Below are 18,851 nucleotides of genomic sequence, written 5' to 3'. Positions count from 1 at the left end.
TTGGTATTTCGCGATATACAAATATGATTTTCTGCTGAGGACTGGATAAAACGCTATATCGGGTTATAACGATATTTGTCTGCCGGGCGCTTCCGGGCGTACGCTGGCGGCATGAATTACCTCGCGCATCTGCACCTCGGCGGTCAACGTCCGCCGCAATTACTCGGCAGCCTGTATGGCGATTTCGTCAAAGGGCCTCTGGCTGGGCGTTTTCCGGACGAGCTGGCCGATGCCATCCAGTTGCATCGCAGCATTGATGCCTTCACCGACAGCCATCCGCTGGTCAAAGACGCGATTGCGCGTTTTCCTGCCGGACGACGGCGTTATGCGGGGATCATCCTTGATGTGTTTTTCGACCATTGCCTGGCCAGGGACTGGCTGCGCTACGCCGATATGCCGTTGGAGACATTCACGCGCAAGGTGTATGGCGTGCTCGCTGCCGAACCGGAATTACCCGGCAGCCTGGCGCTGATTGCGCCGCGCATGGCCGCTCAGGACTGGTTGAGTTCGTATCGGGATTTTGCCGTGGTGGAGCAAGTGCTGGCGGGGATTTCCCGGCGTTTGTCACGACCTCAAGGGCTGGCGGGCGCTATGCAGGAACTGCAGGCGCTGTACCAGCCGTTGAGCGCCGACTTCGCTGAGTTTTATCCCGTGCTGCAGGATTTTGCTCAGGCTGCTCTGGCGGGACGGGACAGTTCGGTCGGTTGAGCGATCTCGCCGAATAACGCTACTTGAACAGCCTGCTGGGCTTGAAAGGCTAGCGCGGCACGTTCCTGGCCCAGTGTCGCGATCGGCTTGAGCAACTGGATATGCACATCACCTTGCTCGTTGGCGAACAAGCGGCGCAGGTGGGAAAGCAGATCGTCATCGCCAATGAATGGCGCGATAGGGTCGGGTTTGCCATTGCGCGAATAGTGAATCGCCACCGGTTGCAACGGCACGCCCGTATCGATGGCGCTGGACATCAGGCGACCATGAAAGGTGCGCAGGCTGCGGCCGTCGGTGGTGGTGCCTTCCGGGAAGATCATCAGTGCATTGTTCTTTTGCAGATGATTGCTCATCTGCCGCTGGATCAAACGGCTGTCACCCGAACCGCGACGAATGAACAGCGTGCCGGCTTTCAGCGCCAGCCAACCGGCCACCGGCCAGGTGCGCACTTCGGCCTTGGACAGAAATGACAGCGGGGCGAGCATGCCGAGCAGCGGAATGTCGGTCCATGACACGTGATTGCTGACCCACAACATCGGCTGACGTGGCAACTCGCCGCTCACGGTGACGCGAAACGGCAGGGCGTTGGTCAGGCGCGCCATGAACCAGCGGCTCCAGCGTTGGCGGCGAGCCATGGAGTTACCGATCCGCAAGCGCTCCATCAAGGAGAACGCGCCGGCAATCGTCAGGCCCAGGGCAATCACCAGCAAGACTCTGGCAACTCGCGCGTATCCGCGCGTGCGGCTCATCACACTGCCGCCTTGAAGTGGCGTGCATAGCGCGGGCATAGCTCGTCGCGCTTGAGCAGGATGAACACGTCGGCCACCTGGAAATCTTCGTCCCAGCACGGCTCGCCGCAGATTTTTGCACCCAGGCGCATGTAGGCCTTGAGCAGCGGCGGCATTTCGCAGATCACGTTGCTCGGCAGATCCAGGGAAGGCAGTGGATTTTTCGGTTCGGCGCGCAGGTTTTCGGTACACAGATAACGTTCGCGCAGGCGCTGCATGATGGCGTGGGCCTGAATGCCGCCGTCCTGCATCGGGATGCTGGCGCAACCCATCAGGTAGCTGTAACCGCCTTCGTTGAGGATCTCGGCCAGTTCGCTCCACAGCACCGCGATGGTGCCGCCGTTGCGGTAGGCGGGATCGACGCAGGTGCGACCCAGTTCCAGGATCGGGCCTTGCAGATGGCTCAGGCCGTGCAGGCTGAACTCTTCTTCGCTGTAGAAACGGCCCAGGGTATTGGCCGCTTTGTGATCCAGCAGGCGGGTGGTTGCAACCAGCTTGCCGGTGCTCAAGTCACGCACGCCGATGTGCGAGCAATGCACGTCGTAGTCGTCCATATCCAGGCCCAATTCCGCGCCTTTGAGCTTGGCGTTGAATTCGCCGCTGAACACACTGAAACGCAGAGCCTGTGCTTCCTGCAAGGCTTTGCTGCCGATCAGGCGTTCGGCCTGAAGGCGGCGGTCGTTAGCGGTGTCGCGAATACGAGCGATCTGGGTCATGCGAAGTCTCCGTGAGCCAGCCCTGCAAGTGCGGGCGATGGGCTGAAATGGCCAAGCGCTTTGCTGTACTTATGCAGGCTAGGCAGACGCCGTGTCATGACCGTGACGCTTTGGTGATGGTTGTGTGACGGGGGCGGAGTACCGTTTTCCCCGTAGGAGCGACTTTAGTCGCGAAGGCATCAATTGCCCTCCCGGCTAAAGCCGGTCCTACAGCAAGCCTCCTATGAGGATTTTCCGCCTCCGCTCTCTGTCATGAACCGCTGCTAGAGTTCCCGGACTCTGCAAAAGGTCGGTCCCATGCCTCGTCGGCTTCTCTGTTTATTCATGCTGCTGTTCATCAGCATTCATGCGGTTTCAGCCAACGCCGAAAACTGGCCGGCGGAGCATTGGTCAGTCAATCCCGCTCCCGGAACTGCGGGGCTTGAAACGCTGGAAAACTATGCGTTCCCGGCCCGCGACGAGGCCGAGCGCAAAGGTGTCCGCACTGACGCGTTGCTGGTTATCCGTAACGGTCAGGTGATCTATGAACGTTACGCAGGCGAGACCACGGTTGCCACGCCGCACCTGACCTGGTCGATCAGCAAAAGCGTATTGGCAACTGTGGTGGGCGTGGCGTTCGGGGAAGGGCGCTTTCAGCTGGACGATCCGGTGGCGAAGTTTTATCCGCCCATGACGACCCATCCCGATATCAAACTGCGCGACTTGCTGCACTGGGCTTCCGGGCTGGACTGGCAGGAAGACTACGAATACGCGCCGCTTAATTCTTCGGTGGTGGCCATGCTCTACACCCGTGGCCGCAGCGATATGGCGCGCTTCGCCGCCGAGCACCGACGCGGGCAAGCGCCGGGCACTTCGTTTCTGTATTCCAGCGGCGACAGCAACCTGCTGTCAGCCGCCCTGAAAACCATGGTCGGCGCGCAGGCTTACGCTGATTACCCCTGGACCGCGCTGTTCGAGCCACTGGGCATTCGCAATGCTGTGTGGGAAACCGATGGCGTTGGCACTTTCGTGGGTTCGTCCTACGTCTACATGACCGCCCGCGACCTGGCGCGCATCGGCTTGCTGATGCAGCGCAACGGTCGCTGGAATGATCGACAGCTATTACCCGAAACCTGGGTGAAGTTCGTGCTGACGCCATTTGCCGGACTGAACATAACTCCCGGCGCTGAAATCCCCGGCGGGCAATGGTGGCTCAATCGCACATTGGAGGGTGCGAACGGACCATGGCCGGACGCGCCGCCCGATACATTCGCAGCACTGGGGCATTGGGGGCAGGCGTTGTATGTGATTCCCAGCGCAGGGTTGGTGATCGTGCGTTACGCCGATGATCGCGATGGCAGTTATGACCACGATCAACTGCTCAAGCTCGCCCTGGCGGCCTTCGGCGAAAAGGACGGCCAATGATGACGCGCCGACATTTCATCCGCCGCCGCCCCTTCAGCAGCCTGCTGCTGTTGATCCTGTTCGCCGTGGCGGCACTGGCCTGGCAAAACCGCGTCGCCCTGAACGCATTCCCCGGCATCATCAGCGCCTACACCGCCAAAGAGTATTGCTCCTGTCGCTACGTCGTGCTTAATTCCGCCGACTATTGCCGCGTCTACGTCAGACAGTACGTACCCAGTACCTTGACTGACGATGCAGGCGAAAAACGAGTGACCGCCAGCGGCCTGGGCCGCAGCAGCAGCGCCGTCTGGCAAGGCGAGCGGCAGGGCTGTCGGCTGGTGCCGCAGATACCTTGATGACCCGTGCGGCGAACATAGCGGTTTGCCAGCTGTCAGACAGGCGGTAAGGTTGCTTCCTCATTGCGCATCTGGAGTTTGCATGCACACCACCACCCGCCTGCTGCTGGCCTTTTTGGCCGTGCTCGCGCTTCCCGCTCAGGCGAACTGGTATCTGGATAACGAGTCGTCACGACTGTCGTTCACGTCCACGAAAAATGCCGACACCGCTGAAGTCCACCGCTTCCTCACGCTCCACGGCAAAGTCGATCCTCAAGGTGTGGCCGAGCTGGAAGTCGAGCTGGAATCGGTGAGTACTGGCATTGCCCTGCGCGATGAGCGTATTCGCGACGCGCTGTTTGAGGTGGAGAAATTCCCCGCCGCGCGCATCAACGCCCAGCTGAATTTGCAGCCGATCAACGACCTGGCGCCGGGCGCGCAGCTGGAATTGCGCTTGCCGCTGACCGTTCAGCTGCATGGCAAAACGCACAGTTACAACGCCGAGTTGCTCGCCACGCGCCTTGATCAACGCCGCTTTCAAGTGGTGACCCTTGAACCGCTGGTCATGCACGCCCAGGACTTCGATCTGGTGCCCGGCCTCAAGACCTTGCGCAGCGTGGCTGGATTATCCGCCATCAGCCTGTCGGTTCCCGTTGGCGCTGTTCTGATTTTCACGGCTCGCTGATGGCCGGGGCAATCTTTCCTTGGCGCAAGGACAACCAATTCAAGTTGCTGATCGACGGTCCGGCGTTCTTCCCGCGCATGATCGCCGCCATCGACGGCGCGCAGCAGCAAGTCGAGCTTGAGCTTTACCTCGTGGAGGCTGGCGCCTGTGCCGAAGCCGTGGTCCGCGCATTGATCGATGCGGCGCAGCGTGGCGTCATCGTGCGCTGCCTGTTCGATGACTTCGGCGCGCAGGCATTCACCTTGAGCCTGCGCAAACGGCTAACCGACGCCGGGGTCATCCTGCGCTTTTATAACCGCATCCATTGGCGACGCGGTGTGCGCAACTTCTATCGCGACCATCGCAAGCTGTTGTTGGTCGACAAGGAACTGGCAGTGGTCGGCGGGACCGGCGTCACCGATGAATTCTGGGACCCGAGCAAGGACGCCAGCGAATGGCATGAGGTGATGGTGGAGATCGTCGGGCCGCTGGTCATCGACTGGCAAGCGCTGTTCGACCGCCAGTTCCACGCCAACCCACACCGCACGGCCTGGCGTCCGGAGCAAAACTTCGGCCTGCCGCGTCTGCCCAAGGTGCCGGTGTCGGGAGAAGGGCTTGGCCGTGTGGCGTATGCCGATGCTCGACAGCATCGGGACATTCTGCAATCCCTGGTTCGCGCGTTGAACAGCGGCCACAAACGCATCTGGCTGGCGACGCCGTACTTCCTGCCGACCTGGAAAGTCCGGCGTTCGCTGCGCAAGGCGGCCGAGCGCGGTATCGATGTGCGCCTGTTGCTCACCGGGCCACGCACCGATCATCCGTCGGTGCGCTACGCCGGTCATCGCTATTACCCGCGCCTGCTGCGTGCCGGGGTGAAAATCTTCGAGTACCAGCCGTGCTTCCTGCACCTGAAAATGGTGCTGATTGATGATTGGGTCAGCATCGGTTCATGCAACTTCGATCACTGGAACCTGCGTTTCAACCTTGAAGCCAACCTTGAGGCGCTGGATTCCGGGTTGACCAACGATGTGGTCGCCAGCTTTGAAAAAGACTTTGCGGTGAGTACCGAAATCACCCTCGACGCCTGGAAAAGCCGACCGTTGTGGAGTCGGGTCAAGCAACGCATCTGGGGCTGGGTTGATCGGTTGGTGGTCAATGCGCTGGACCGGCGTAACTGAGGCAGGCCGTTGAGGTCAGCCAACATCGACTTCTGCTCTTGTAGTACTAGGCTGTTACCACGCCTTTCTACATTGGCCGATACTGGCTTCACTACCCAATAGGAGAACGATGATGGCTGCCAAGAAAATCCTGATGCTGGTCGGCGACTACGTCGAAGACTACGAAGTGATGGTGCCATTCCAGGCTCTGCAAATGGTCGGGCATGTCGTGCATGCGGTCTGCCCTGGCAAACGTTCCGGGCAGACGGTACGCACGGCGATTCATGACTTCGAGGGCGATCAGACTTACAGCGAAAAACCGGGGCATCATTTCGCCCTGAATCACGACTTCGACAAGGTCACGCTTCAGGACTACGACGCCTTGCTGATTCCCGGAGGCCGTGCGCCGGAATACCTGCGTTTGAATGACACCGTTCTTGAGTGGGTGCGAGCGTTCGACAAAGCGCATAAACCGATCGCAGCCGTTTGCCACGGCGCGCAGATTCTGGCGGCGGCCGGTATTCTCAAAGGTCGCGAATGCAGCGCCTATCCGGCCTGTGCGCCTGAAGTGCGTCTGAGCGGCGGTACGTTCATGGACATCGACGTCACCGCCGCGCACACCGAAGGCAACCTGGTGACCGCGCCGGCATGGCCTGCACATCCTGCGTGGCTGGCTGGATTTCTGGTGTTGCTGGGGACTGAAATCAAGCTTTGACTGAGTGTGTGGGAGCGAGCTTGCTCGCGAAGACAATATCCAGACCAAGAGAATGTGCTGGATCTATTTGCGTCTTCGCGAGCGTATTCGCTCCTCACCGGGTATGGGTTTGAGCTCTAGCTGACTTGTCTGTCTAAGTCTTTTCGCCAGAGTACACTGTAGGCGTATGAAAATATGAGCAAGGTTAACGTGTCTGCATTTTGAAGTAATGCATTGCTTCTAAGGGTTTTATCGGCTTGTAGTGCGTGTTCAATCTCTGCTGGCCGATGGCTGCCAAAAACAGCAGCTAGCGTTTGTTTTGGAACGTTCTTTCCTGATACTGCCGCCAGTTTACTGTCGTGGAGACCTTCGGCAACATCATATGCCTCTTCGCTGTCTCCGGGAGACTTGGGGTTTAAGGTGTATCCTTTTTGGTAATAATAAAAATCTTCAGTGTCTAGTGTGAGGTGTGTCAACTCATGAATGAATGCCATTGCGAGCGTCTTGGGTGATTGGCGCAGACCCGACTCTGTAAAGAATACTCTTTCATGAGGGTCATTTTTTACGATAAATGCAAGTTCGGTGGCTACGTTGCTTTGAATGGTCACCAGTTGCTCGGTTTTATCGTTTTTATATTTGAGTGCGGCAGCATTAAGAGTTTTAAATTTCTCTAGCAGTAGCTGGCTGTCTACAGACTTTCTACCTAATATACGGCTGGTAAGGGCCGCGTATTGACGGGCAGTTGAAGGGTTCTCCAGTATTTTTATTGCTTCATTTGTGGCGGTGGTTGCGTAGACCATTGCGACGAGTAATTGCTCCGCTGCTTTAGGGGAGCGGTTCTGAAGCTCTGTTAAGCCTCTGGAGTTAATGGTGCCCCTACGTAGTCGTACATTAAGCTCTGTAAAGTCAAATTTTGATTTGTATTTTGTAAGCCCCATAGCGTCTTTATAATTTATAGGTGAATTTGCATTGAACCGGAAAAAATTCAACCCATCCACATCCCCCGCCGGATCCGGATTAATCCACCGGTATAACCACGGCGCGTAATAGCGGAAACCGTAGTAATAAAGCCCGCTGGCGTCCCGCTCCTTGCCCGAATAGCGTACGGTTTTGTATTTCGCCTCAACTGAACTGCGCGCCGCCCACCAAGATGTGCCGCCAAATGGGTAATAACTTTCCTGGCTGAGCAATTGACCGAGATGATCCAGCTCCAGGGTGCTTGACCCCAAGTGGTCGGAGAGGCAGTAGCGCAGTTGATCGTTGCTGATTTCACTGGGTTTGCCAGCCTGCCAATGCAAGACCCGGACGCTGTTGCGGCCGGCCTGCACGGTGATCACGTGAAGGATTTCGCCGTCGGCCGTGGTCCGGATTTCCAGCCCCGGCAGATAGCGCACTTCATTGAGCAAAGTACGACTGGCGGCTTTGGCGCTGCTGACCTTGCGGCAGCGCTGGCCTTGGCCGTCGTAGACATAACGCTCCGTGTCATCGGGCTCTTCGGCACGCTGTACGGTGGTGATTTGCTGTAACTGATTGCGCGCGTTCCAGCTCAAGTTCTGCCCGCGCACCAGTTGCAGCAAATTGCCGTTGGCATCAAAACCGCTTTCGAAATCCACCTCGACTTCACCTTCGGGCAGGCTACGATTGCTGTCCGGGGCGATGTGCATGGTGCGGGAGGTTTGGCCGCCGACGTGGCGCATTTGCAGCAGATTACCGCCAGCGTCGTAGTCGTAATGTTGGGTGTAGTTAGCGATCTGATCAGGATCAGGCGGCAGGTTTTGCAAATCCGGCAGAGCGGGGCCGTGGCTGCTGCCGGTTTTGACCTCACGGCCGGTGGCTTCGATCAATTGATAAAGGGTGTCGTAGCGGTAGTGATTGATCGGCTCGATACGCTGGTTGGCAAAAAATCGTACGGGCTGGGCGGCGTCTTCGATCTGCAGAATATTGCCCACCGGGTCGTAGGCGTAGTTCAGGTGTTGCAGCGATGGCTGTCCGGGCAACGTTGCATGCAGTTCATTCAGACGGCCATCTTGTGGGTCATAAACGTACTGGCTGATGACGCCGTTGCCGGCGTGTTCCCGCTCTACCTGAGCGAAGGCGTTGTAGCGGATTTCATCGACCAAGGTAGCCGACTGGTCGTTTCCTGCCAAAACGAGCGAAACCGACTTCAATTCACCGGCCACGGTCTGCGCAAAATGCCGGGTATTGTCCATGGCATCGGTCTGGCTGAGGGATTCACCTAGAGCGTTGAAGGTCCAGGCTGCGTGCAGACCTTTGGTTTCCACCAGTGCATCCCGTTCAGCAAGGGAAAGCGGCCAATCCGGGAACTCCACGTTCAGCAGAAAGTGCCGGTCCTCGGTGAGCGTTGAGCCAAGCAGACCGTAGTCCGCAAATAAACGGGTGCCCGCCGTATCGTCATGACGGATCAACTGATTGCATTGGTTATGCTCCGCCGCATCCGGTCCGCCATAAGTGACGCGCTCGACTACTTGGCCCTGTTCGGTAACTGCCAGCGGCCGCAGCAACTCATCATGATCAACCTGCCGCTGGCTGCCGCGACCATCCCAGCTTGCGACGGCCTGACCCGCCTCGCCAAAAAGGGCCAGCCGCCAACCGGCATCGACGCTGTCGTTGAACAACACCTGGCCGCTCAGGTTGTAAATTGTCTGCAGGTTTGGCGATGTCAGACGTGGGTCCTGCGCTGCGATCAGGCGTCCGGCTGCGTCGAACCTTTGAAGGCTTGCACGTGGCAGCGCAATGCTATCGGCATCGTTGCGATAGAGCGCCACCCTTTGCAGGACCAGCGTTCGACTGTCAATGACCGTTATCGTCGGCGTCTGCGCGTGTAGCATCTGGCTCATGGCTTCAGCTCATCCAACTTTGCTGACAGTATTTCCTCGGCCGTATCGTTTTCATCCTCGCTGATGGTGTACCAAGTCCGATAGGTCTGACGCCGCATCCAGCCCTTGGCGGTCAATGTGATCGTCGGACGACCCAGTGGGTCGTAGAACTGCCGGTCGAAGTAGCCATGCTCGCGCAATGATTGGTCTTTGACGTAGACATGGCTGTTGGCGAAATACGGGCGATAGACCCGCACCACCAGGCCTTTGTTGTTGTATTCCACCCGTTCGCTGACTCGCCAGCGGGGTGAGGCATGCACGATTTTCGGCTGGCCGCCCTCCAGCTCGATGTTGCCGTTCTGATCGACTGCATAGGCGTCACCGTCCTCGACTTTCTGGCGGGTTTGCAGCGTGCGTCCGAAACCGTCCACGGAAACCAGACTAATGCGGATCTGCTGGTCAGGATCACCCGGATAGCGATCGGCCTGCAGGGCTGCGCTGGCAAACGGGATGCTTCCGGGATCGTAGGTGACATTGGCATCGTAGTAATAAACGCTGGCCCTTTCTTTTAATACCCCGGCTGGATTCTGGACAGCATGGGTTGTTCCGCCCCACGAGCGTTGCTTGGGATCGAGCGGAGCAAATCCCGTTTCGCTGCCCATTTCAGTGCCATAAAAGCTGGTCGCCCATAACCTGCCGAACGCGTCGTAGTCGGCCTCCTGGTTATTGTGATTGGGGTCGACGATCTGCCTCGGTTGCAGAACGCGATAGTCGTAGCTGGCGGTGGTGATACAGCCAGCCGGATCAGTGGTCTTTATCACGAAGAGGCTGTAGGGGTCATATTCGACGGTGCTCCAGCCATGACTGCGGGTCGGCCTGAAGGTCGTAATGCGATAGAAAGCTTCAAGCCTGGCATAGGTGGCAAAACCGCGCTTGACCGACCAGAGGTTCAAACCATCGTCCGGCAGGAAACTGGGCATTTGCTGATAGCCCACTTCCGTCAGCCGGGCGACCAATTGCTCCGTATTCATGACCCGCTCGTAGGCGCTGAGGGCATGGTCATCGAGTTCTGCGCTCTCAACGGCGTCGGTCAGCGCCTGAAAGGTTGCCTCGCCATCGCCGCAATCGATGTAGCGTTGGACTGACAGGCTGGTGAGGGTGCGAGGTAACGCGGCAAACGGTCCTTCTGCATCGATGAACTGCTCGTAGCTGATCTGCGCGGGTGCAAGTGCGCTGGTCGCAACCACCATGGCGTTGCTGCGGACACGGTAAGGCAGGCCGAGTCGCCAGCTTTGCGGGTGATCCAGATGGATGGCTTCGGCTCGCGCCTCGTTCAGGTAGAAAAACTGTTGCGCTTCGTCATGGGATGCCTGCCACCATTGTTGCTGATAGGGATCTTCGAAAGGCGGTGCGTCTCCCGATTGCTTGCGCCGCGCGTAATTCACCGTCACACCGTGGGTCAGGATGCCGTAACGATCCCAGGCCAGATTCAGGGTGTGTTCACACAAGGGGTCATCGAGCTGGTCGACCTCGTATTGGTAGGCAATAGACTGCAGAAGCAGCGGCATCATCAATGCGTAAGGCTGATGCGCGCTCAGCGGTTGAAGCTGACGGACCCGATAACGATGTTCCTGCACCGAATACAGCACGCTTGGCTGCTGGTCCGTGTCCAGGCCGAACACCTCTGTGCGCAGGGGCGAGCCGCCGAGCGCGCGCGCCATTTCCTGTCGGGTAGCGTCGTTCGGGGCCTCGACAGTCCGGTCATGCCCGGTGTCCGGGTCGTAAATTGACAGCAGATGCTCACCCAGCGGCACGGCCTGCGTATCGCGGGTGTCGTAGTCGTCGTGAGTGGCCTCGGGGTGGCGCCCGGTATGAAACCAGGTCTTGCTCAGCACGGGGGCGGTAAAACCGTCTTCGGGCTGCGAGGGTGTCTCGGTGTCGGTTTGTAGCACCAGGCCGAAGCCGCGGAACTCCCGTTCCCGAGGGTCATAAAAGCCCTGTCGATACTTGAGGAGCTGAGCCAGGACGTTCCCGGTAACGGTATCCTGCTGCGTCTGCCTGACCACGACATGGACGGGAAAGGGAAGGTAAGAGACAGCGGTTTTGCCTGCTGCTCGCAATTCCTGCTTTTCATCCAGCCATTCCTGGGCTGAGCTGCGATACGTCACCGCGCCAGTCGCACCCAGGTTGTTGTTCGTGGATTTCAACAGATAGGGTTTGTGCAAAGCGCCCGCACGACTTGCCGCGTAATGCAGCGTCCAGTGACGAGGCTTCATGTGTGGAACGGTCAGCACCAGGCTGGAAAATCCAAGGCCTTGCAGGTCGACGGCGCTGACCTGGCAAAAACGGTCATAGCGCACCCCTTCGGGCCAGGCTTGCTGCAATGGCGGTGCGAAGGAATTTCCGCCCTCATTCATGAAGATCCGGATGCAGCCCGGTTCGAGGTAAAGCAGATCGCTGGCCCCGGAGCCGTCCATGTCGGCCAGCCGAATCCGGCTTGAATCGAACGCCTCATAGCTGAACGGCAAGCTGGCGAACAACTGGCCCTTGCCGAATCGTCCACGTCCCAGATTCGGCCAGAACCTGACCTCGTTGTGTCGAATGCGGATGAGATGCTGTTGCCCGGTTCCCAGCAGATCACTGAATGCCACCAGCTCATTCGGGCTGTCGCTGAGCAACGGCAGCCGGTCGTCGTCATGGGGAACGTCCACTGGCACTGCGAAACCTTCAGCGCGCCGATTGGCATAGAGGCGAACACTGCGCGGTCCTATCAAGGCCAGGTCGGACAGCCCGCCACCGACCAGATCGGCCATTTGCCCCAACGGGTGAAAAAACTCCGCAGGGAAGGCTGAAAACGGCGCGAAGCGCGACCAGCTGCGGTCTGGGTTTAGCGTGAAAAATCCGGCCATGCCCGGTTGTGCGACGATCCAGTCCAGACGAGCGTCGCCAGTCAAGTCGGTCAGCGCCTGGCGCACCGGGGTGCCGGAGTCGGCTGTCGGAATGCTCGGCAGCGCCTGCAAAGGGCCATATGCGACGGCATCTGCGCCGCCTGACTCAGCGCGTACCGGCTCCCGATACAGCCAGCTCTGGTCGTTTTGATACAACACACCGGGCAAGCCATCGCCGTACAAATCGACCATTTGGTAACGCTGACCGTCGTTCAGCCCCACCAAGGATTCCAGCGGTGTGTAGATGTCGTTGTCGCTATTGAATTCGCTGTAGTCGAATTTCAGCGCCGGTCGCTGATCGAGTTTTTGCATGGCTGTACCATCCCAGGCCTGGGCATGCGCCGCGGCGAGGAGGTTGTATTTGAGAGCGGTCCCGCGATACTCCAGCAGCAGACGCCGGATCAGCAACGGCGCGTCCCCCGTTTCGTCCGGAAAATAATGAAACATCAGTACCTGCCGACACAGGCGCAGATTGCCCAGTTCAAAACCGTAGGCAAAACTCGAATGAGGATCGCTGCGCACCGGCCACGCGTTCTGCTCTGCATAGGTCGGTTTCGCCGTTTGCCCGGTGCTGCGCTCGCCATAGTCGAACAGCAGATCGAAGTGCCATTGCAGGCTTTCCAGTGAGTCTTCGTCCCACAGGTACAGCAGTGGATGCGCCAGGGCATTGCCATAACGAACCCGCCATAGGTAGCACTGGGCGATAAAGTCTCGGGGATGATCTTCAGGCAGGCCCACTTCATCCTCGGCTTTGTATTCGTAGAGGATGTGCTCGCCGAGGGCATTCATGCTTTCTTCCAACAGCCATTCGGCAACATGGTTGGAATCGGCCGGGTCGGTGCTGCGTGACGAAGGTTTCTTGCCGTAGAAGTGCAGGCTGCCGTCAGCGCCGTGAATCAGCCAGAAGCCGGGATCAACCGGGTCGATACGCCAGTGTTCGATTCGGTCGAATGCGCCTTCGATCCTGGCGAAATAGCGAACCACTTGATAGGTTGCGCCCAGATCGTGGCCGTTATAGCTGCTGACACTGGAAAACTGAATGCTGCCATTTGCGTCGCGCTCGGGTAGCCAGACTTCGCCGCTGGGGCCGAGGATCACATCGTCATCGGTATAGCTTGGCACGCCCTTGCTGGCGCGCCGCGCGACGCAGCCCAGGTTCAGGTTCCAGCCGATACCAAACAAGCCATTGCCGATGGTGCTTTGATAGTTGAGCGACAGCGCGGGCGCGTAACCCCGGCCGGGGCTGACGGGCAGGGCGATTTCCAGCGACGCCGCACCGCTGCTGCCGACCGCGCCCCAGCCCTTGCCGATGCTTTGAATCGCCCCGCCGCCCTTGGGCAGGGAAGGGGGGGTAACGGTTGGTTGTTGCTGGTCATGAATGATCATGGCTGTAGGAGGGTGAAAAAACTCACCTTGCCATCGGCGGTGGCCATGTCTGAGGTTGACGGCTTTTTGAGCGGAATGAGGTTGACGTCCATGTCGAAAACTCCCTGTGGTAACTCAGTGAAGAGTTGTAGGGCTTTTCCTTGTTGTCCAGTCTTCAGATTATTGTTTTCGCGTTGAAGTTAAAAATATCTAATATTTTCAAACGTTTGAATTGAAAGATCAAAAGACGATATTTTTTATTGCGGATGGTTCTAGGTGACCAATGACCATTGGTCTTCTGGTGCGCGTCAGATTTGCCAGCTTGTGCTTGGCTTGCATCAGGAGCAACTTTCTCAGGATGAGACATCGCCATGGCAAGCAAGACGCACAAAGCCGTCAAACCGGATTCGGCATTGACCGTACTGCTGCAAAATCTCAACCGACCCGAGGCCCTTCAGGCGGCGCTCAGCGAGCAGTTCCCGTCGGTGTTCAGTATTGCCAGAAGCAACATCGCGCAACTGCTGAAGTCTGATCCTCTACTGCACATCTCAGAAGCGCGTAGCCTGCACGCCAAGGCGATTGCCATGACCGCGATGGTCGCCCGGCAGTTTCGTGAGCAGCGACTGACCGCCTCAGTGCGGCGCGCAGTGCGTAGCGATAGCGGAATCAAAGGCCTGGTCGATGCGCCGACCTACACCGACATGTTTAACCCCGATTGGGCCAACCATTGCCCACCCGACGCCATCGAAGCCACCACGTCACCGATTGCCTATCTGGCTGACTTGTACCGGGAAGCTGCAGCCGTTGAAGAGGTCGCTGATCAGGATCGTGCCCTTAAGCTGGCTACCCGGCGTCCTGATCTGGCCAACCTGATGCTGGACGATACCGCGCTCAACCGCGTCGAGCCGACCTTGGTGCTGGTTAACGATATTCTGCACACCTCGATTCGCAGCTACCTCGATGGCATCAGCCTCAACGACAAGTCCGTCGACGATGTATTACTGGAGACGCGCTATCCCTTAGCGCTGCCGTACGAGCGTTATCAGAACCAGATCAACTACGTACTGAACCGCAAGCAGCGCCTGCCGGGGGATCCGATTCGTGCGGCGGACCCAGCGTATCCCTATTTCAAGGAACCTGGTGTGCATTCGCTGCTCTCGGACATTGCGCTGATCCAGGACACCGGTCTGGGGCCGGTGCAACAGGGGATGTTGGTGGAAGCACCGCATTCAGTCATGGAGGCCGAAGCTGGCGAGGTGGCGCTCAGGGTACGTCGTATCAATCCCCGAAGTGGCAGGATCGAAAGCGCACTGTCATCTTCGACGACGGACTTCTTCAAGGATAACTTTGGTATCGTCGACAGTTACGCACTGGGCGATACCCAGACATTTTGCCTGCGGACCGGGTTGACCACTGACCAGCTCGATTCATTGTTGTCGGTGGGCACCTACGCGCCGTCGCTCTCGGCCAACGTCCGAGGTGTGGAAACCGAGATCGACGGTTCGGCATTCGGTTCGGTGTATATTAATGCCGGGCAAAGCCCGGCAATCAGTATCGAATCGTCAGAGCAGAACGGCGTGCCGGTCCATCGTTTGATAAATTGCCCGGACGAACGCTTTGACCGCATGAACCGGATGATCCGTCTGGCGCGCTGGCTGGATCTGCCTTTCGATGAGCTGGACCAAGTGCTGACCGCCTCGCACCAAGCCGAGCAGCGCGCAGCCAGTGTGGTCCGGCGCACAGTGCAAGCCGATACGCCCGCATCGCATCTGATCAGCCAGGACACACTGCGTGCGCTGGGTTTGTTTCAAATCGTCCGTAGCCGCCACGACGTTCCGGTGCAAGACTTCTCGGTAATGCTCTACGGGCTGTCCGTGCATGCGCGGGGCAAGACGCAATCGCAGTTCGACCGGGTGTTCAATAGCCAGGCGATGTTCTCCATCCCGCTGATCCTCGACGATACGCCTTTCACCGTGACGCCCACGAATGAGACTGACCGTCAGAAGATAGACCATCTGTGCGCCGCGCTCGGTTTGACTTACGAGATATACCGCTTTGTTGCCCGGGTCGTCGAGCAGGCCTGGGCCGGTGAACCGTTGCGCTGGTCGCGGGAAGTCTGCTCGGCGTTTTATCGACTGGTCAAACTACCGCGTTATATCGGCCTGAGTACTATTGAGGCTTTGGCGCTGCTGGAGCTGTTAGATGGTGGCGGTAGTCAATTGGTATCGAAACTCGCCGGTGTGCCCCGGATCGTTTCGTATCATGCCTCCAGCAACACCGATACCCTGAGCGTAATCCATGCACTGGTGGATTGCGCGGCATGGTTACATGACTGCCAATGGAGCGTGGCCCAACTATGTCATCTGGTATTGCCAGCCTTGACTCAGCCCGTGGCTACCGATGCGGAACGCAATTTGTTGCTGCAGCTGCACTCGCGGCTGACCTCGGCACTGATTACCGACAGCAGCTTCGCTCAACTCGGCGCGCCGGACTCATCGGAAACTCTGCATACCGATGCCACTGGCAGGCAGGTTTACCTCAGCGAACCGATCAATTGGTTCGAAGCGTTGAGTCTTTTCATTGATAACGGGGCCTTGGCACCGGCCACCAAAGGGCTGGTCAAATATTTGAGCGGTGAAAATGAAGAGAGTTTTGAACAGGCGCTCGGCAATGAGGTGAGAGTCATACTGGATGGATATGGCCTTCCTGTCGAAGAGCTGCACCCGAAAATCACCAATATGATCATGCGTGCCAGAGGCGCCCAGGAAGCCTTGCTGATGGAGGGCCTCGGTGATTACTTGAACACTTCCGCCGACCTGGTCAAGGCCCTGCTGTTCTGGAGCGAAGGCAATCGCTATCAATTGTTACTGGAGGTGTTAGGGGCTTTTGGCTCCGGTGCCACAGCTACTGTGCCCATCGGCGACGAGGTGTTGTTGGTACTGGACGCGCTGTCTAGGCGGGCCGTGCTCTGTGATCACTTGGCGCTGAGCCCTGCTTTGATCACCCAGTATGTGCAACATCCCGAGTGGTTTGGCCTGACGGATACCGTGTTATCCCTGCAAACGCTGTACTTTCTGACGCAATACGCCAGGGCACTACGACTTAGCGAGCAGAGTGAAGATACGTTGCTCGACTATTTCCGTCTGATCAACACACTTTGGGCTGGCGCGACACCTGGAGACAAACGCCTGATACGTGACAGCGCCGCCAATAAGCTCGCGGGCTTTCTGCGTTGGGGAGTACGTGATGTGCTGGCGGTTGCGCTACGGCTTAACCCCAAAGACGGAGTTATCTTTACCCTAGTCGACTTCGATGTGTTGGCACGGGTGTGCCTGCTCAGTCGCCATACCGGTCTGGACGCCAACGCCCTGTTGGCACTGCATGAACTGACGCCGACTACTTCGACCGAGCGCTACCGCCAGGCGGCGGAGCTGGCACTCAGTTGCCTGACCGAAGTTCCGCCCGCCAGCGCGGTTGGCGAGGTCGGTCAAAGTCATTCCAGTGTGATCACCGTGACTCCGGATTATCTGGTGGCCCAGCGTGAGGGCGATGATGCGACGTACACTATTACCTTGCGAGACTTCATGGATGAGCCATTAGACGGTGTCACCGTCACCTGGACGACTGATCTGGGTGAGCTGGATCAGCGTACAACCATTACCGACGAGAACGGGCAAACCTCGAATACCCTGCAAAGCGGTAACGTCATGGGTATTGCCCATATGGTCGCGTATTACGGGCTGGGCGAGAAGTTGATGGCGCCAGTAGTGGTGATTGATTGTGATGAGGACTCTTTACACCTCATTGATGGTGAGTATGGGCCTTCGACAGCTCTTGCCAACAAGCTTGAACCGATTTATTTCTCGGTCACGGTGGTCGATGACTATGGCAATAGGGGAGTTGATCGTGCCATTGAGTGGGGTGCGACTCTCGGTGAATTCTTGCGTTATCAAACGTATACCGACCCCCAAGGGATGACCCGTGCAGAGCTGCGTAGTGGCCCGAAAGGTGTGTCCGAAGTCATCGCGCAGTACAAGAACGGTAGGACCTGGGAGTATGAAACTGTTGAGTTTCTGAGTATTCCGTATTTTCAGTATGTCCGATTTGTTGAAACGGTTGTTGTGGGTATTGAGACCGTTGTTAGTTGTCGTCTGGTGGAATTGAACGGCACGCCGGTAGTGGGTGCGGTCGTTACTTGGGAAGCTGATCATGATGGTTTAATTGATCAAGAAAGTGTTACGAATGAAGGCGGTGAGGCAAGCGCTAGATTTTTTTCAAACGAAGAGGGGAGGGTGACTGTCACCGTATATGCCGATGTGCTTATCGTTGCCAAGTCAACCGAAAATGTAACTATTTACCCTGAGGTAACTATCGTTAAAGGAGAGGCATCGAGCGAGATCTACTGGATTGGCAGTGCCGACCCAATAGAACTGTCGGTGTGGCTGCGCGCGGGTGAAGGTATACCTGTTGGTGTTCCAGTTGATTGGATCATCGAGGATGGGTCGAAAACTACTACTTTGTCTGATAGAGATGGCGTTGCTAGAGTAAATTACAGATTTGACCAAGGTGAGTATGTCGTAGCGGCTACTGTTTCAGGCACTTCCCATCGTTTCGAGTTTAACGTCATTGCAATTGCCAGGTTTACATTTAAGGTGGTTTGCGCTGGTTATAATTATGTGCCTGAGGTGCCGGAAGTATTAATGCCAGGGTCGTATACTTTAACTGTTTCGGCTGTCGATACTGGAGGTAATGACATTTCAGGCGTGCCGTTTAGTATTCACAATAATAATACTAATGTCATGAAGATCACGCCGGGCGGGGAGCACCTCTCAGCCGTGGGGGCGACTGAGTTTGAGATGGAAGTTACGCTGCCATGGTTTACCGATCACACTATATTTCTGAGGAGTAGATATGGAGTTGAGAGGGCCCTGACTTTCCATATAGGGCGTGTGTTTAGGGGAGGGGGCTCCTCCCAAGAAGGGCTATTTTTAGGCAGGTACTCTGTCAGTATAGGTGATGTCGATTCAATGGTGGATGTAAGAAATGCGCGGCCTGTTGCTAGAGTTGTTAGTCGAGATTTAACTTGCATGGGGCGGTTTGAGGAGCCTGTTCTATGGATGGCGGGGACGGTTGTGTTTGATTTCTCGGAGCCCCTGGGTGCTGGAGATATTGTGAGCGTAGAATTGTTACGTGTAAACGAGCGTATTGTGCTTTTGCCATTCGAACATGGGATTTAGCGAAGTAGGGATGGAGGCC

At 57.5% G+C, this 18,851-nt stretch carries 11 protein-coding genes; 7 read left to right on the top strand and 4 right to left on the bottom strand.

Going from position 1 to position 18,851, the window contains the following annotated elements:
• The first annotated feature begins 111 nt into the window (after nucleotides 1–111).
• On the top strand, nucleotides 112–708 hold the full coding sequence (locus AABC73_RS23520; protein ID WP_341521185.1) for an ACP phosphodiesterase: 597 nt from the start codon (nucleotides 112–114) through the stop codon (nucleotides 706–708).
• Here the strand turns inward: AABC73_RS23520 and AABC73_RS23515 are convergent.
• Nucleotides 669–1,457 carry a lysophospholipid acyltransferase family protein gene (locus tag AABC73_RS23515; protein WP_331151515.1) on the bottom strand — a complete coding sequence of 263 codons (789 nt, stop codon included), beginning with the start codon at nucleotides 1,455–1,457 and terminating at the stop codon, nucleotides 669–671. The two genes, AABC73_RS23520 and AABC73_RS23515, sit on opposite strands and share 40 nt — an antisense overlap.
• The gene (gene olsB, locus AABC73_RS23510; RefSeq protein WP_065832094.1) at nucleotides 1,457–2,212 is read right to left on the bottom strand and encodes an L-ornithine N(alpha)-acyltransferase; all 756 of its coding nucleotides are present in this window, start codon (nucleotides 2,210–2,212) and stop codon (nucleotides 1,457–1,459) included. The genes AABC73_RS23515 and olsB overlap by 1 nt, the downstream gene beginning before the upstream one ends.
• Nucleotides 2,213–2,509: 297 nt before the next feature.
• Here olsB and AABC73_RS23505 point away from each other — a divergent pair, with 297 nt between their 5' ends.
• The 5 genes from AABC73_RS23505 (at nucleotide 2,510) to AABC73_RS23485 (ending at nucleotide 6,466) form a co-directional block, all read left to right on the top strand.
• Nucleotides 2,510–3,616, top strand: a complete 1,107-nt coding sequence (locus AABC73_RS23505; protein WP_341521184.1) for a serine hydrolase — start codon at nucleotides 2,510–2,512, stop codon at nucleotides 3,614–3,616.
• On the top strand, nucleotides 3,613–3,951 hold the full coding sequence (locus tag AABC73_RS23500) for an amidase (RefSeq protein WP_341521183.1): 339 nt from the start codon (nucleotides 3,613–3,615) through the stop codon (nucleotides 3,949–3,951). Before AABC73_RS23505 ends, AABC73_RS23500 begins: the two co-directional genes overlap by 4 nt.
• 82 nt (nucleotides 3,952–4,033) lie before the next feature.
• The gene (locus AABC73_RS23495; RefSeq protein WP_341521182.1) at nucleotides 4,034–4,615 is read left to right on the top strand and encodes a YceI family protein; all 582 of its coding nucleotides are present in this window, start codon (nucleotides 4,034–4,036) and stop codon (nucleotides 4,613–4,615) included.
• Nucleotides 4,615–5,772: a phosphatidylserine/phosphatidylglycerophosphate/cardiolipin synthase family protein gene (locus AABC73_RS23490; protein WP_341521181.1), complete on the top strand. Its 1,158-nt coding sequence runs from the start codon at nucleotides 4,615–4,617 to the stop codon at nucleotides 5,770–5,772. Before AABC73_RS23495 ends, AABC73_RS23490 begins: the two co-directional genes overlap by 1 nt.
• Nucleotides 5,773–5,881: 109 nt before the next feature.
• The gene (locus AABC73_RS23485; protein ID WP_341521180.1) at nucleotides 5,882–6,466 is read left to right on the top strand and encodes a DJ-1/PfpI family protein; all 585 of its coding nucleotides are present in this window, start codon (nucleotides 5,882–5,884) and stop codon (nucleotides 6,464–6,466) included.
• A 116-nt stretch (nucleotides 6,467–6,582) separates the two neighbouring features.
• Here AABC73_RS23485 and AABC73_RS23480 read toward each other — a convergent pair whose 3' ends face one another.
• Both AABC73_RS23480 and AABC73_RS23475 read right to left on the bottom strand, forming a co-directional pair.
• The gene (locus tag AABC73_RS23480; RefSeq protein WP_341521179.1) at nucleotides 6,583–9,303 is read right to left on the bottom strand and encodes an RHS repeat-associated core domain-containing protein; all 2,721 of its coding nucleotides are present in this window, start codon (nucleotides 9,301–9,303) and stop codon (nucleotides 6,583–6,585) included.
• On the bottom strand, nucleotides 9,300–13,616 hold the full coding sequence (locus tag AABC73_RS23475; protein WP_341521178.1) for a SpvB/TcaC N-terminal domain-containing protein: 4,317 nt from the start codon (nucleotides 13,614–13,616) through the stop codon (nucleotides 9,300–9,302). Before AABC73_RS23475 ends, AABC73_RS23480 begins: the two co-directional genes overlap by 4 nt.
• A 350-nt stretch (nucleotides 13,617–13,966) precedes the next feature.
• Here AABC73_RS23475 and AABC73_RS23470 point away from each other — a divergent pair, with 350 nt between their 5' ends.
• Nucleotides 13,967–18,832, top strand: coding sequence for a Tc toxin subunit A (locus AABC73_RS23470; RefSeq protein WP_341521177.1), 4,866 nt, complete (start codon nucleotides 13,967–13,969; stop codon nucleotides 18,830–18,832).
• The last annotated feature ends 19 nt before the right edge of the window (nucleotides 18,833–18,851 follow it).

This window comes from Pseudomonas sp. G.S.17 (assembly GCF_038096165.1).
Classification (GTDB): domain Bacteria; phylum Pseudomonadota; class Gammaproteobacteria; order Pseudomonadales; family Pseudomonadaceae; genus Aquipseudomonas.
Note: the sequence above shows the minus strand (reverse complement) of the source record. Positions and strands in the feature narration are given on the sequence as shown.

Bases quoted from the DNA above. Each gene is read 5' to 3' on its own strand.
- AABC73_RS23490 (WP_341521181.1), top strand. From the start codon at position 4,615: ATGGCCGGGGCAATCTTTCCTTGGCGCAAGGACAACCAATTCAAGTTG.
- AABC73_RS23495 (WP_341521182.1), top strand. From the start codon at position 4,034: ATGCACACCACCACCCGCCTGCTGCTGGCCTTTTTGGCCGTGCTCGCG.
- AABC73_RS23520 (WP_341521185.1), top strand. From the start codon at position 112: ATGAATTACCTCGCGCATCTGCACCTCGGCGGTCAACGTCCGCCGCAA.
- AABC73_RS23500 (WP_341521183.1), top strand. From the start codon at position 3,613: ATGATGACGCGCCGACATTTCATCCGCCGCCGCCCCTTCAGCAGCCTG.
- AABC73_RS23480 (WP_341521179.1), bottom strand. From the start codon at position 9,303: ATGAGCCAGATGCTACACGCGCAGACGCCGACGATAACGGTCATTGAC.
- olsB (WP_065832094.1), bottom strand. From the start codon at position 2,212: ATGACCCAGATCGCTCGTATTCGCGACACCGCTAACGACCGCCGCCTT.
- AABC73_RS23485 (WP_341521180.1), top strand. From the start codon at position 5,882: ATGATGGCTGCCAAGAAAATCCTGATGCTGGTCGGCGACTACGTCGAA.
- AABC73_RS23470 (WP_341521177.1), top strand. From the start codon at position 13,967: ATGGCAAGCAAGACGCACAAAGCCGTCAAACCGGATTCGGCATTGACC.
- AABC73_RS23505 (WP_341521184.1), top strand. From the start codon at position 2,510: ATGCCTCGTCGGCTTCTCTGTTTATTCATGCTGCTGTTCATCAGCATT.
- AABC73_RS23475 (WP_341521178.1), bottom strand. From the start codon at position 13,616: ATGATCATTCATGACCAGCAACAACCAACCGTTACCCCCCCTTCCCTG.
- AABC73_RS23515 (WP_331151515.1), bottom strand. From the start codon at position 1,457: ATGAGCCGCACGCGCGGATACGCGCGAGTTGCCAGAGTCTTGCTGGTG.